Origin of the sequence: Thermococcus sp. M36 (assembly GCF_012027355.1) — an archaeon.
Classification (GTDB): domain Archaea; phylum Methanobacteriota_B; class Thermococci; order Thermococcales; family Thermococcaceae; genus Thermococcus.
In genome coordinates this window covers 1-483 of record NZ_SNUH01000140.1, presented here as the reverse complement: position 1 = coordinate 483, position 483 = coordinate 1, and the positions used below count along the sequence as shown (strand labels likewise).

The 483-nt window shown below is 32.5% G+C and carries 1 protein-coding gene; it reads left to right on the top strand.

Annotated elements, in window-relative coordinates:
- Positions 1–161: 161 nt before the first annotated feature.
- Positions 162–483, top strand: a 322-nt coding sequence (locus E3E36_RS13005; RefSeq protein ID WP_206203666.1) for a hypothetical protein, incomplete at its 3' end; no start/stop codon positions are given.

Below are 483 nucleotides of genomic sequence, written 5' to 3'. Positions count from 1 at the left end.
AGACAATAGATATTGACGTATCTCTTGTTGCTCCAAGAGGAATCACCGATACTAAGGTTGTACAAAAAGCTATAACAGTTAATTAGGCTATAAATAAAAGAAAAATCAATCAAACAAAAATTGACGAACCTATCTGCAAACAATCAATCAAACCATACCCAATGAAAGAACAATTAACCGAAGGCAATCATTCAGTAACTATAAATAGTATATCACCGGTATTTACTGACAACAAAGAAGTAATACATTGCACTGTTAGGTTTAGATTCCCTTATGAGGCAAGGTATAAATGCTTCTCATTTTGTCAGGTTGAATTAGATAAAATTAAGCTGATTGATTTCCTGCAAAAAATGAAATTATATCGTAAACGGGAAGGAAATGCCATTACTGAAAAAGATATATTAAGGATTTTAGGTAAAGCATTAACCATCGAAATATTCCGTAACAGTAATCAACAATTAGAAGTCAGGTGGTGGGGGCAAT